This window comes from Herbaspirillum huttiense (genome assembly GCF_047300815.1).
In the GTDB taxonomy this organism is placed as follows: Bacteria; Pseudomonadota; Gammaproteobacteria; order Burkholderiales; family Burkholderiaceae_D; genus Herbaspirillum; species Herbaspirillum huttiense_A.
This window is the reverse complement of record NZ_CP178608.1, coordinates 3,888,363-3,901,360: the sequence shown is the minus strand read 5'-3', so window position 1 is coordinate 3,901,360 and position 12,998 is coordinate 3,888,363. Positions and strand designations below refer to the sequence as shown.

The window sequence follows — 12,998 nt, the reverse complement described above, 5'->3', positions numbered from 1 at the left end:
TCGTGCTGGCACGAAGCCTGCAATATGAACATCAAAACAAAAAAGCATACACGGAGACAGACACCTGATGCGCTCATGCATCGTCTTCACGCGCCTGGTCCCGCTGGCCTCTGCGTTATGCCTTGTTCCGGTTCTATCAAAGCAAGATGACCCGCCGCACGTCGCGTCCATCGGACAGGCCTGTGGCCATAACAGGAGATCTCCATGAGTGTCACCCCGCAAAGCAGCGCGCCCAGCACCACCAGCACGCCCTTGAGCGCCGCCGAATACCGCAAGCGCATCTTCGCCATCCTCGGTGCCTCCTCCGGCAACCTGGTGGAATGGTTCGACTTCTATGTCTATTCCTTCTGTGCGATCTACTTCGCGCCGGCCTTCTTCCCCAAGGGTGACGCTACCAGCCAGTTGTTGAACACGGCGGGCGTGTTTGCCGCCGGTTTCCTGATGCGTCCCATCGGCGGCTGGCTGTTCGGCCGCATCGCCGACAAGCACGGCCGCAAGACCTCCATGCTGATTTCGGTGTTGATGATGTGCGGCGGCTCGCTGGCCGTGGCCGTGCTGCCGACCTATGCCACCATCGGTGCCTGGGCACCGGCGCTGCTGCTGCTGGCGCGCCTGTTCCAGGGCCTGTCGGTGGGCGGTGAATATGGCACCTCGGCCACCTACATGAGCGAAGTGGCGCCCAATGGCCGCCGTGGCTTCTTCGCCTCCTTCCAGTACGTGACCCTGATCGGCGGCCAGTTGCTGGCCGTTCTGGTGCTGTTCGCCATGCAGCAGTGGCTGACCAAGGCCGAGCTGATGGCCTGGGGCTGGCGCATTCCCTTCGTGCTGGGCGCGGTCGGTGCGCTGGTGGCGATGTACCTGCGCAGCTCGCTGGCCGAGACCTCCTCGGCCGGTGCCCGCAAGAAGAAAGAGGCCGGTACCCTCAAGGGCTTGCTGCAGCACAAGCGCGCCTTCCTGAACGTGGTGGGCTTCACCGCCGGCGGCTCGTTGATGTTCTATACCTTCACCACCTACATGCAGAAGTATCTGGTCAACACCGCCGGCATGGACCCCAAGGTCGCCAACGGCGTCATGACCGGTGCGCTGTTCGTCTACATGATCCTGCAACCGATCTTCGGTGCCATCTCCGACAAAATCGGCCGTCGCAACTCCATGCTGTGCTTCGCCTTCTTCGGCATGGTCGGCACCTTCCCGATCCTGCATTTCCTCAAGGACGTCTCCAGCCCCGGCGTGGCCATGGCGCTGGCCATCCTGGCCCTGACCATCGTCAGCTTCTACACCTCCATCAGCGGCCTGATCAAGGCCGAGATGTTCCCGCCTGAAGTGCGTGCGCTGGGCGTGGGCCTGTCGTATGCGGTCGGTAACGCCATCTTCGGTGGTTCGGCTGAATTCGTGGCGCTGTCGCTGAAGTCGGCGGGCGTGGAATCGGCCTTCTACTGGTACGTGAGCGCACTGTGCCTGGTGGCGCTGATCATCAGCCTGCGCATGCCGGATCCGCAACGTGACGGCCACCTCAAGGGTGATGTCGCCATGAACCCGGACGATGAGCACGGCGAGGCCGATGCCGCTTCCGGCAAGCTGCACAAGCCGGCCTGATCGGCCCTTGTCCGCGCGCGGCTGCCTGCGGTGGCGCGCGGCGCGTTATCATGACGCCTCCAACGCGGCGCCCTGCGGGGCGCCGCGCTGCTTTTGACCCCAACCTTCATGCGCGCGCGACGAAACCTGCTGATCCTGACCCTGTTCCTGGCGGCCACCTTGCTGGTCTGCGGGCTGACCTATCGCATCGCGCTGGGACGGGCCGAGAGCGATCAGCAGAACCAGGCCGCCGCCCAGCTGCAGATCGCGGCACTGGACCTGGAATCGATCCTGCAGAAATATGAAGCCTTGCCCTTTGCCCTGGGCTTCCAGTCCGATGTGCGGCAGGTCTTGCAGCATCCTGAAGATGCGCTGTCGGTGGATCGGCTCAATCGCGCGTTCAAGACCATCCAGCAGCAGTCGCGTGCGGTCAATATCTTTATGCTCAACCGCCAGGGGGTGACGCTGGCTTCCAGCAACTGGGATGAAGAATTCAGTTACGTTGGCCGTGACTTCGGTTTTCGTCCCTACTTCCGCGAAGCCATCCAGGGCAGGGCAGGGCGCTTCTACGGCATCGGCAACATCTCCAGCGAACCGGGCTATTTCATCGCCCAGCCCATCTATCGCCGCCAGGACCAGGCCGAGGGCGACCTGCCCATCGGGGTGATGGTGGTCAAGGTGGACCTGGCCGAGTTCGAACATACCTGGCGCAGCAGCAGCGATCCGATCACGCTCACCGATGCCGGCGGCGTGGTGTTCCTCAGCAACCGGCCCGAATGGAAGTACCACAGCCTGCAAGCGCTGAGCGCGCCGGTGCAGCGCGAGCTGGAAGGCACCCATCAGTATGCGGACCTGCCCATCACGCCGGTCTCGACCTTGCCGCCGGCTTTGCAGCGCGGCTTCGGTACTCACGTATCGCGGCCGGTTGGGCGGCTGGGATGGCAGCTGATGCTGTTCCCCTCGCAGGCGCGCATGCAGCGTTCGGCCATGCTCTCGGCGATGGCGGCGGCGCTCTTCATGGTGGCGCTGGCCATTTCCTTGCTGGCCTGGTACCAGCACCGGCGCCGCCTGCAGGAACGGCTGGCCTCGCGCAACGCCTTGCGCCGCGCCGCCGAGGAGCTGGACCAGAAGATCGCGCAGCGCACCGAAGAGCTGACCGCCGCCAACCAGGCCATCGCTGCCAAGTACGCCAAACTGCAGCAGACCGAGAGCCTGTTGCGCACCACCCAGGACGAACTGGTGCAGGCCGGCAAGCTGGCCATGCTGGGCCAGATGGCGGCGGGAATGACGCATGAACTGAACCAGCCGCTGGCGGCCATTCGCGCCTTCGCCGACAACTCGGTGAAGTTTCTGGCACGCGGCCAGGCGGCGCAGGTGGCCGAGAACCTGGAGCACATCAGCCATGCCAGTGCCAGCATGGGCAAGATCATCGGCCAACTGAAGGGTTTTGCCCGCAAGAGTGGCCAGGCAGTGGCGGCGGTCGACCTGCGCCAGGCGGTGGAAACTTCGGTACGGCTGCTCTCCAGCGACTTCGAGAAGCAGGGCGTGGAAGCCCGCATCACCATGCCGGAGCCGGTCCAGGTGACGGGGGACGCGGTGCGTACCGAGCAGGTCATCATCAATCTCTTGCGCAATGCGCTCGATGCGGTGGAAGAGGCGCCGCAGCAGTGTGTCTGCGTGGTGCTGGAGGTCGATGCAGAGCGTCAGCAGGCCGTGCTGCGCATTCGGGACTCCGGCGCGGGCATCGCCGATGAAGTGGTGCCGCACCTGTTCGAGCCCTTCTTCACGACCAAGTCCTCGAGCAAGGGGCTGGGCCTGGGGCTGGCGATTTCTTCGTCCATCGTCCAGGCCATGAACGGCCAGTTGAGTGCACATAATCATGAACAAGGCGGCGCGGAATTCGTGGTGCGTCTGCCGCTGTTGAAGACGGAGAATGGATCTGATGGATAACCCCGCCGCTGCCCCCAGCGCCTTGCTGATCGAAGATGAACAGGCCGTGCGCCGCGCCACCGCCCAGGCCCTGGAGCTGGAAGGCTTTACGGTGACCGCCTGCGCCAGTGCCGAAGAGGCCCTGCCGCTGCTGACCCGGGATTTCCCGGGCGTGCTGGTGACCGACGTGCGCCTGCCGGGTTGGTCGGGTTTGCAGGTGCTGGCCCATGTGATGCGCATCGATGCGGATTTGCCGGTGATCGTGGTCACCGGCCATGGCGACGTCAGCATGGCGGTCGAGGCCATGCGCGCCGGCGCCTATGATTTCGTGGAGAAACCCTTCGGTTCAGACAGCCTGCTGGAGATCGCCCTGCGGGCCCAGGAGAAGCGCAGCCTGGTGCTGGAAAACCGCCGCCTGCGTGAAGCCTGGGCCCATGATCCCGAGCTGCCGCCGCTGGTGGGCCAGTCGCCGGCCATCGAGCGGGTGCGCACCCTCATCCGCAGCCTGGGGCCGGCCGATGTGGATGTGCTCATCAACGGGCAGACCGGCAGCGGCAAGGAGGTGGTAGCGCGCCAGCTGCATGCCGCCAGTGGCCGCAAGGGGCCGTTCGTGGCCCTGAACTGCGGGGCCTTGCCGGAGACCGTTTTCGAAAGCGAGATCTTCGGCCATGAAGCGGGGGCGTTCACCGGTGCCCAGAAGCGCCGCATCGGCAAGCTGGAATACGCCAACGGCGGCACGCTGTTCCTGGATGAAATCGAAAGCATGCCGCTGGCCCTGCAGGTCAAGCTGTTGCGCGTACTGCAGGAGCGGCGTCTGGAACGGCTGGGGGGCAATGAATCGGTGGCCATCGATTGCCGCGTGGTGGCGGCCAGCAAGGCTGACCTGCTCAAGCTGTCGGCCGACGGGCAATTCCGCGAGGACCTGTATTACCGCATCGGCGTGGTCTGTATCGACCTGCCGGCCCTGAACCAGCGCAGCAGTGATATCCCGCTGTTGCTGGCGCACTTCTGCCAGGCCGCATCGATACGCTACCGGCGCGAGGTGCCGCCGTGGACGGCGGCCCAGATGCAGCAGTGGCAGCAGCGCGAATGGCCGGGCAATGTGCGCGAATTGCGCAATTTTGCGGATCGCTGGGTGTTGGGGGTGGAGCAGATCGCCACGGCCGGTGCGCCGGTATCCTTGTCGCAATCTCTCCCCGAACAGGTGGAACAGTTCGAGGCGGGCCTGATTGCAGCCGCCCTGAAGGACAGCCAAGGCAGCGTAGCGCAGGCAGCCGACCGGCTGGGCATTCCGAAGAAGACGCTCTACGACAAGATCCGCAAATATCAGTTGGCCGGTGCTTGATGGCTTGAGCGTGCGTGCGCGTCTTTTCTTCAGGTGAGCCTGTGCGCAGATGAAAAAACGCCGCTGCGGTGATGATCCGCAGCGGCGTTTGTGCTCTTGAGCAGTGCTTGCATACGCAGGCACCGCGAGCAGGGTCCTGCTCAGTCCTTCTGGTATTGCGGCGAACGCGGGCCATACAGCAAGCCGTTGTTGCCACCGGCACGCAGCAGGCGGTTGCTGGTCACGCTGGCCATCTTGTAGCTGGCGTCGGTGGTGGTGCTGATGATCTGGTTGACCACGGCCGAGAGCAGTACGCCCAGCAGACCATTGCCCTGGTTCTGACGACCTTCCGCGCTGGAGGCGGTGGCCGAACCCTGCCACAGGGTCTTGCCGGAACGCAGGTCGACCAGCTTGGCCTCAGCCGACACCACCGTATCGCTCTGCACCACCTTGTAGGAGGTGCCATAGTCGGTGATGTTGATGTACAGCCCGGCGTCGGCGCCGAAGATATCACGCAGCTTCTTGACCGGCACTTCGTGAATGTCGGCCGCGTTGGCCAGACCGTTCTGCTTGAAGGTCTCGCTGGCCAGCGAGACCGGGATCACGTAGTAGCCCGATTCGGCCAGCGGCAGCGTGGCCTGCGCCAGCATGCCGTAGGGGGCGATGACTTCGGAAGAACTGTTCATCGGCGGCAGCACCAGGATCGAGGCCGGACGCGCTGCCTTGAACTCGGCATAGTCATACGGCTTTTGCTGGGTGGCGCAGCCCGAAGCCAGCAATGCCAGCAGTACGGCGCCAAGCGCCTTGAATTTGTTCAGCATCATTTGCTCAATCCCTTCTTGTAGTTGCGCATCAGGAAGTCCATGTAGGGTGCCGATTCCGGGAACAGCGACTTCTCGGTCTGCAGTTCCTGGATCAACTGGTCTTCCTTGCCGATGGAGGCGTACAGCAGGCCCAGGTGGGCGTGGTAGCCGGGGGGGACGGCGTCGTTGTTGGCGCGCATCTTCTGCAGGTTCTCTTCAAGTGCGGCGATCTCGGCGGCATTGCCGTTGCCTTCGGTCTTGAAGTGTTCGTACAGCTGGTCCTGGTAATTGCCCCAGCCATAGAGGGATTTCTGCTGGTGATTGGCGCAGCCGGAGAGGGCCAGCGCCAGGCCGAGGGCGAACCCGGCAGCGAGTTTCTTGTTCATCATGGTCAGTCTCGGTCGTGTAAGGGGGATCAGGGCTTCCATGCGCCGGAATCGATACCGGCCACGAGGTTCTGCACGGCTTCACGGATGGCCAGGTCCAGCACCTTGCCATTGAGCGTGGAGTCATAGCTGGCGGTACCGCCGAAACCGACGATCTCACGGTTGTCCAGGCTGTATTCACCCGCGCCTTGCGACGAATACACCACCTGCGAGGTGTTTACGTCCACGATGTTCAGGGCCACCTTGGCATAAGCCACCTGCGACTTGCCGCGACCGAGGATGCCGAACAGCTGGCGGTCACCGGTCTCCTTGCGGCCGAACTCGGTGACGTCGCCGGTGACCACGTAATTGGCACCCTTGAGGGATTGGGCCTGCTTGTTCAGCTTGGCTTCCTGGGCCAGCTCGCCCATGTTGTCGCGGTCCATGACCGAGAAGCGGTTGCTCTGCTGCAGATGCGTGATGAGGATGGTCTTGGCCTGGCCGCCCAGACGGTCCACGCCATCCGAGAAGATGCCGCGCAGATAGCTGGAGCGGTTGTCGAACTTGCCGACGGCGATCGGACTGCGCGCCCCTTGATAGGCCTGCTGCGCACTGGCCACCTGGGCCACCGGCAGACTGCGTGAGTTTTCCGTGGCGCAACCCCCCAGCGCCGTCACCATGGCGACCGCAGCCACGGTCGTGACATACCTGCTAAACATAGTTATTTCCCCGAATTGTTGATCTCGACCAGGGCAACCCAAATGCCCTTCGATATAAGTTTGATGCCCCCGAAAACGCCGCGCCTTGCGCGCTAGCAAGTTTCGAGACGGCAATTTTATCAGTAGACAAGAGTTTAAATGGTAGAAAAATCGCTATTTCTTGATGAAATTTAACGGGAAGCGGTAATTCGTTATTACGCTTATAACGTCGTGCGCAGGCTGGCCTGTTTGCTGGTGATATCATCCGCCTCACGCGGACGCCTGGCGTCCATCTTCATCAAGAATCAAGGCCATCCCTTCATGCGCGACATCATCAACGGCTTCCTGCGTTTCCAGCAGGACGTCTTCCCTTCCCGTAAAGAACTGTTCAAGAGCCTGGCCAACGGCCAGACGCCAACGACCCTGTTCATTTCCTGTTCCGACAGCCGCATGGTGCCCGAGCTGGTGACCCAGCGTGAGCCGGGCGACCTGTTCGTCATTCGCAACGCGGGCAACATCGTGCCGTCATTCGGTCCGGAGCCGGGCGGCGTGAGTGCCACGGTGGAATATGCGGTGGCCCAGCTGAAGGTGTCGGACATCGTCATCTGCGGCCACTCCGATTGCGGCGCCATGACGGCGGTGGCCACCTGCGCCTGCCTGGACCACATGCCGGCCGTGCGCAACTGGCTGCACCACACCGATGCTGCGCGGATGATCAACGAGTCGCGTCATCACGAGACCGAAAAGGACCGCATCGATGGCATGGTGCGCGAGAACGTGATTGCGCAACTGAACAACATCCGCACCCATCCTTCGGTGGCCGTGGCGCTGGCGCAAGGCCGTCTGGGTTTGCACGGCTGGGTCTACGACATCGAAAGCGGCTCCATCCTGGCGCACGACACGGCCACCAATACCTTCGTGCCGCTGGCGCAGCATCCTGCGGCCAGCAGCGACGAGTGATCCGCACCCCACCTCTGAAGCGATTGAGCAGCTGTTTGCCTGGCTCATGGCTTACCGGGCCGACCAGGCAACAGGCTGATCACTGAAGCGATGCTCAGTGTGGTGGCACCACCTCAGCCGGCCTTGAGATGCCGCTCGAAGAAAGCCGCCGTGCGCGCATTGGCCAGCGCCGCATCAGCGGCGTGATAGTGTTGTCCGTCCGGGCGCGCGAAGGCGTGATCCCGCTCTGGATAGCTGTATATCTCCGACTCGGGCAGAGGCTGAAGGGCCTTTTTGATCTGCTGCTGGCTGGCGTGGTCGATGTACTCGTCTGCCTCCGCCAAATGGTAGATCAGCGGCGCCTTGATCAGCGCGGCCCGGTCCAGGTACTGTTCGGTCGCACCACCGTAGTAGGCTGCGAAGGCATCCGCATCGGTGCGCGCTGCGCTCAGGTAGGTCAGCAGGCCACCCAGGCAGTAGCCGGTCACGCCTACCTTGCCATTGCTGTTGGCCAGGGAGCGCGCGGCGCCAATGGTGGCCTGGATATCGGCAACGCCCTTCTCCAGGTCATAGCCGGTGTAGAGGGCAAATCCCCGTTGCCAGTCTTCCTGCCTGGCATCTGACAGTTCCAGTCCCGGGGCCTCGCGCCAGAACAGGTCCGGTGCCACCGCAATATAACCTTGCGCTGCATAGGCTTGGGCAATCTGGCGGATGCCCGCATTGACGCCAAAGATCTCCTGCAGGACCACAATCACAGGATGGCTTCCGGCTGTCTCTGGCCAGGCCACGTAGCAGTTGAACCCACCTTCGGCTACCTCGATTTTCAATGACTGTTGCATGTTTGCTCCTTCTGAACGTGATGGTAAGCAGCCTTTCCGCAGGGGCGGAGGTCTGCAATGGTGCTAGCGCAAGAATACGGCCTTGATCTCGTGTGCAATCTCTGCGCTCTTTTCTTCAAGCGCAAAATGGCCCGTGTCGTCATGACGCAGGGTGGCCGAAGGAATCAGGGTCTTGACGATATCGCCGGCCGCTGCGGGCGAAGATTAAGATTATTATGATAATCCAAAAAATAACGACGAGATGCTCTTTGGGGAAGATGGTGAAAGACACCGCGAGCCCTCTTTACTGAGCGCGGATATCTAAGGCTGTGTCTGGATTCCTTGAAATTCAGAAAGATCATGGATTTTTCCGGCCACGACAACAGCAAAACTACGAGATGCCAAGCCAGCACCAGAATGATAGGATATATTCACTTGCATAGTGAAAGTTAACTCTTTGTTGCCGAATTAGAGGTCTAACAACTTCTTATCTTCATCTTTTTTAGGAAAGAGCTGCTCATGCCACAGGAAATCGTGATTTGTTCGCCGCTGCGCACCGCCATCGGCAGTTTCAACGGCAGCCTCAAGGACGTGCCTGCCGTCGCCTTGGGGGCGCATGCCATCGGCGCCGTCTTGCAGCAGACCCGTATTGCGCCCGAGCGCGTCGATGCGGTCATCATGGGTAACGTGATCCAGGCCGGCAATGCCATGAATCCGGCACGCCAGGCCGCCATCAAGGGCGGGCTGCCGGTTGAGACACCGGCCATGGCGATCAACCGCGTCTGCGGTTCGGGGGCGCAGGCGGTGGTCTCGGCGCTGGCCGAAATCAGGGCGGGATTGGCCAGCGTGGTCATCGCCGGCGGGATGGAGAACATGGAGCGTGCCCCCTACCTGCTGCCGGGCGCGCGCGCCGGCATGCGCATGGGCGATGGGGCGGTGATCGACGCCATCCTCAGCGATGGTCTCAATGATGCCTTCTCCGGCAAGCATTCCGGCTGGCACACCGAAGACCTGGTCACGCAATTCGGCCTGAGCCGCGACCAGCAGGACAGCTATGCAGTGCAAAGCCAGCAGCGTTTCGCGGCGGCCCAGCGCAGCGGTTTCTTCGCGCGCGAGATCGTGCCGCTCACCTTGGCCGGCAAGGGCGGCGAACGCCGCTTCGACCAGGATGAATCGGTCCGGCCGGATACCACCGTGGAATCGCTGGCACGCCTGAAGCCCGCCTTCCGCAAGGACGGCACCATCACGGCCGGCAATGCGCCCGGCATCAATGCAGCGGCGGCCGCGATGATCGTCTGCACCCGCGAGACGGCCGATGAACTGGGCCTGCAAGCGCTGGTCGCCGTGCGCTCGGCCGGGGTGTCGGGCGTTGAACCGGGCATGTTCGGCCTCGGGCCGGTGCCGGCGATCCGCCAGGCGCTGGGACGCGCCCAATGGACGCTCGGGCAAGTGGATCGCTTTGAGATCAACGAGGCCTTCGCCGCCATCGCGCTGGCAGTCCAGCGTGAGCTTGCCATCCCCGGCGAGCGCCTCAACATCGACGGCGGCGCGATCGCCCACGGGCATCCGATTGGTGCCACCGGCGCCATCCTCATCACCAAGGCGGCGCACGCCTTGCAGCGCACCGGCCAGCGGCGCGCGGTGGTGTCGCTGTGCATCGGCGGAGGCCAGGGCATCGCCTTGTGCCTGGAAGCCTTGTCCTGATCGGCAGGAGGCTCGGGTGACTTGTGCACCCGAGCCTCCCGCACGCGCAGTTCGGCTACCTTGTCCCGACAACGCGCTTCAACTCCGCAGGAAGTCCAGCAGATCCTTGTTCACCTGATCCTTCTGCGTGAGGATCAGCCCGTGCGATCCCCCCGGATAGACCACCAGCCGCGCCTTGGTCAACTCGGCGGTCAGCTTGCCGGAGATCGCCAAGGGCACGATCTGGTCGTCATCACCGTGCAGCACCAGCGCTGGCACGCGGATCTTCTTGAGGTCTTCGCGGAAATCGGTCTGGCCGAAGGCGCCAATGGCGTGATAGGCCGCCGGCAGGCCGGTGGCCATGCCTTGGCGCCAGTAATCCTCCCGCACCCCTTCCGACACCACGGCCCCTGGCCGGTTGAAGCTGTAGTAAGGCAGCGTGACGTCACGGTTCCACTGCGAGCGGTCCTTCAGCACGGCGGCCCGAAAGCCGTCGAATACCTCGACCGGCGCGCCGTGGGGATTGTTTTCGGTCTTGAGCAGGAAGGGCGTGACCGCGCTGACGAAGGCGACCCGGCGCACGCGCTTGTCACCATGGCGAGAGAGGTAGCGGGCCACTTCACCCCCACCCATGGAATGGCCCACCAGCGTGATGTCCTTCAGGTCGAGCATATTGATGAGCGCGGCCAGGTCGTCGGCAAAGGTATCGAAGTCGTAGCCGCCCGCAGGCTGGCTCGAACGCCCGAATCCGCGACGGTCATGGGCCACCACCCGGTAACCCTGGTTGAGCAGGAAGAACATCTGGTATTCCCAGGCGTCCGAGGACAAGGGGTAGCCGTGACTGAACACCACCACCGGGCCGCTGCCCCAGTCCTTGTAGTACAGCACCGTGCCGTCTGCAGTAGTGAGGGTGTTGCTGGTGAGCTTGCCGGGTTTGGTTGGATGAGGCTGGCGCTGGTCGGCGCCCACGCTGTCCGGCACTGCGGCCGAGGCCAGCACACCCAGGCTGGCGGTGGCCGCACCCAGCAGCAGCTTGCGGCGGGAGGAAGGCTTGCTTGAAACAGGATGGGACATGAGGACTCCTGGCAGTAAAGTTCAGTGGGTAGGGAGGGCGTGACGATCAGAAGCCGAAGCGCTTCAGGTCTTCCGCCGGGAAGTGTTGACCGCTGCGGTTCTTCACGGCGGGCAAGGCCGCGACCTTGGCGCGCCAGGCATGCAGGGCCGAATGCTCAGGCGCAATGGCCAGTCCGGCCGCTTCGGCAAAGGCCAGTGCGACGAACACGGTGATATCGGCCATCGAAAACTGCGGACCGGCGACGAACTCCCGTGCCTGCAGCACTGCGTCGAAATAGGCCATGCCGTGCAGGGCGCGCGCGCGCTGGCGCTGCGCCCATTCGGTACGGCCCTCCCATTCAGGGGCGGTGTAGGGCAGCATGGCCGGACCCAGGCCCGGCGTGCCGTAATGGAAGTAGCCGTCGACGCACTCCAGCAATTCGGCTTCGGCCCGGCGCTGCATCATGTGCACCATGGCCTTTTCGAGTGCGGTCTTGCCGGTCAGGATGGGATCGCCATCGAGGTTGTCCAGGTATTCGGTGATGGCCGTACTTTCGGTGATGAGCGTGCCGTCATCCAGTTCCAGAACGGGTACCTTGCCCGATGGATTGAGCGCCAGGAAAGCGGCCTGCTTGTGCTCGGCGGCAATCAGGTCGACCGGCGAGAAACGGACCCGATGCTCCAGATTCTTGGCGGCGAGCACGATACGAATGCGTGCCGGATTGGGGAAGCCTTCGCGGTCATGGATCTTCATGATTTTCCTTTAAGTGACTATTTGACTATCAATAGATAGAAAGAGATTATTCAGTGAAATAGATCAACTTGGTTTGTTTATCTATCGGTAGATAGATAGTATTTCCGGAGCTTTTATCCGGTCAAGCTGTTTTTTGAAAATTGGAATGGGTGTGACGGGAAACGACACCAGGCATGTCATGTGCCCGGCACCGGCAGCAGCGTTGCATATCGGGATTGGCGGAGGTGTGCGGGCATCCTGGCCCCCGGGAAATCAGCAGCAGCTCAAACGTTTCGCGGGCACACCGGGTGGCGTACCGTTTTTGATTAAGGGTAAAATCCGCAGCCTGGCGATGCGATGGCGCGCCACGGCGGTAGAGGCTCTCACGGTAAAGGACAGGTTGTGACCACCAAGGATAAAAAGCAGGAAATTCTGACCATGGCGCGCGGCATGGTGCAGGCGCGTGGCTACAACGCCCTGAGTTTCCGTGATCTGGCTGCGGCCGTGGGCATCAAGAGTGCCAGCGTGCACTATTACTTCCCGACCAAGGGTGACCTGGCCGCGACCCTGGCCCATGAGTACACCGATGAATTCCTGGCCTACCTGAATGGCCTGGTGGAAGAGGGCGTTCCCTGGGATCAGTGCATCCACGCTTTCGCCGGCGTATTCCGCAAGACCTTGCTGCGTGAGAACCGGATGTGCCTCGGCGGCATCCTGGCCGCTGAGCGCCCCGACCTCGACCTGGCGGTGCAGGCCGAGGTCGAGCGCTTTACTGAGCTGCTGGTGCAATGGCTCTCCGGCATACTGGCCAATGGCAAGCCCAAGATGAAACCCAAGGAATTGCGCCGCCAGGCGCTGGCCATCTTTGCCGCCATCGAAGGCGCGCAGTTGATGGCACGCGGCAGCGGAGACGTCGCGGTCTTCGATGATGCCATCGAAGCCTATTGCGACATCGGATTGCTGCCACCCAACTGATCAACGGCAGCGGTTCAGCCAGCGCTGGCGTGAGTCATCCTTCCTTGTTCCTCGCCGGCCTGCTGTTTTACCTGGTTTGTCTATCGATAGATAGTCCGGTGCC

12 protein-coding genes are annotated in these 12,998 nt (G+C 62.7%); 6 read left to right on the top strand and 6 right to left on the bottom strand.

All coding sequences use genetic code 11. The features are described from left to right. Positions 1–204: 204 nt before the first annotated feature. From ACLRDN_RS17865 to ACLRDN_RS17855, 3 genes are all read left to right on the top strand, one after another. Positions 205–1,596, top strand: coding sequence for an MFS family transporter (locus ACLRDN_RS17865; protein ID WP_413457380.1), 1,392 nt, complete (start codon positions 205–207; stop codon positions 1,594–1,596). Positions 1,597–1,704: 108 nt separating this feature from the next. Continuing rightward, positions 1,705–3,525, top strand: a complete 1,821-nt coding sequence (locus ACLRDN_RS17860) for a sensor histidine kinase (RefSeq protein ID WP_413457379.1) — start codon at positions 1,705–1,707, stop codon at positions 3,523–3,525. Then, positions 3,518–4,849 carry a sigma-54-dependent transcriptional regulator gene (locus ACLRDN_RS17855; RefSeq protein WP_413457378.1) on the top strand — a complete coding sequence of 444 codons (1,332 nt, stop codon included), beginning with the start codon at positions 3,518–3,520 and terminating at the stop codon, positions 4,847–4,849. The genes ACLRDN_RS17860 and ACLRDN_RS17855 overlap by 8 nt, the downstream gene beginning before the upstream one ends. Positions 4,850–4,989: 140 nt before the next feature. On the opposite strand, the gene ACLRDN_RS17850 is transcribed toward ACLRDN_RS17855, so the two are convergent. The 3 genes from ACLRDN_RS17850 to ACLRDN_RS17840 are packed head-to-tail and all read right to left on the bottom strand — an operon-like array spanning position 4,990 to position 6,715. Continuing rightward, a complete protein-coding gene (locus tag ACLRDN_RS17850) occupies positions 4,990–5,652 on the bottom strand; it encodes a DUF799 domain-containing protein (protein ID WP_413457377.1) in 663 nt (220 codons plus the stop codon). Beyond that, the gene (locus tag ACLRDN_RS17845; RefSeq protein WP_413457376.1) at positions 5,649–6,020 is read right to left on the bottom strand and encodes a DUF4810 domain-containing protein; all 372 of its coding nucleotides are present in this window, start codon (positions 6,018–6,020) and stop codon (positions 5,649–5,651) included. Before ACLRDN_RS17845 ends, ACLRDN_RS17850 begins: the two co-directional genes overlap by 4 nt. Before the next feature lie 26 nt (positions 6,021–6,046). Further along, positions 6,047–6,715: a CsgG/HfaB family protein gene (locus ACLRDN_RS17840; protein ID WP_413457375.1), complete on the bottom strand. Its 669-nt coding sequence runs from the start codon at positions 6,713–6,715 to the stop codon at positions 6,047–6,049. 300 nt (positions 6,716–7,015) lie between these two features. On the opposite strand from ACLRDN_RS17840, the gene ACLRDN_RS17835 reads away from it, so the two are divergent. After that, positions 7,016–7,654: a carbonic anhydrase gene (locus tag ACLRDN_RS17835; RefSeq protein WP_413460408.1), complete on the top strand. Its 639-nt coding sequence runs from the start codon at positions 7,016–7,018 to the stop codon at positions 7,652–7,654. A 113-nt stretch (positions 7,655–7,767) separates the two neighbouring features. Here ACLRDN_RS17835 and ACLRDN_RS17830 read toward each other — a convergent pair whose 3' ends face one another. Continuing rightward, positions 7,768–8,472 (bottom strand): dienelactone hydrolase family protein, encoded by a 705-nt coding sequence (locus ACLRDN_RS17830; protein ID WP_413457374.1) that lies wholly within the window; start codon positions 8,470–8,472, stop codon positions 7,768–7,770. Between the two features lie 498 nt (positions 8,473–8,970). Between ACLRDN_RS17830 and ACLRDN_RS17825 the strand changes: the two genes are divergently transcribed. Continuing rightward, positions 8,971–10,155, top strand: coding sequence for a thiolase family protein (locus tag ACLRDN_RS17825; protein ID WP_413457373.1), 1,185 nt, complete (start codon positions 8,971–8,973; stop codon positions 10,153–10,155). A gap of 78 nt (positions 10,156–10,233) precedes the next feature. Here the strand turns inward: ACLRDN_RS17825 and ACLRDN_RS17820 are convergent, their stop codons facing one another. Beyond that, on the bottom strand, positions 10,234–11,208 hold the full coding sequence (locus ACLRDN_RS17820; RefSeq protein ID WP_413457372.1) for an alpha/beta fold hydrolase: 975 nt from the start codon (positions 11,206–11,208) through the stop codon (positions 10,234–10,236). A 46-nt stretch (positions 11,209–11,254) separates the two neighbouring features. After that, positions 11,255–11,941: a glutathione S-transferase family protein gene (locus ACLRDN_RS17815; RefSeq protein ID WP_413457371.1), complete on the bottom strand. Its 687-nt coding sequence runs from the start codon at positions 11,939–11,941 to the stop codon at positions 11,255–11,257. Positions 11,942–12,322: 381 nt separating this feature from the next. Here ACLRDN_RS17815 and ACLRDN_RS17810 point away from each other — a divergent pair, with 381 nt between their 5' ends. After that, entirely contained in the window at positions 12,323–12,895 is a 573-nt protein-coding gene (locus tag ACLRDN_RS17810; RefSeq protein WP_413457370.1) for a TetR/AcrR family transcriptional regulator, read from the top strand. Positions 12,896–12,998: the final 103 nt, after the last annotated feature.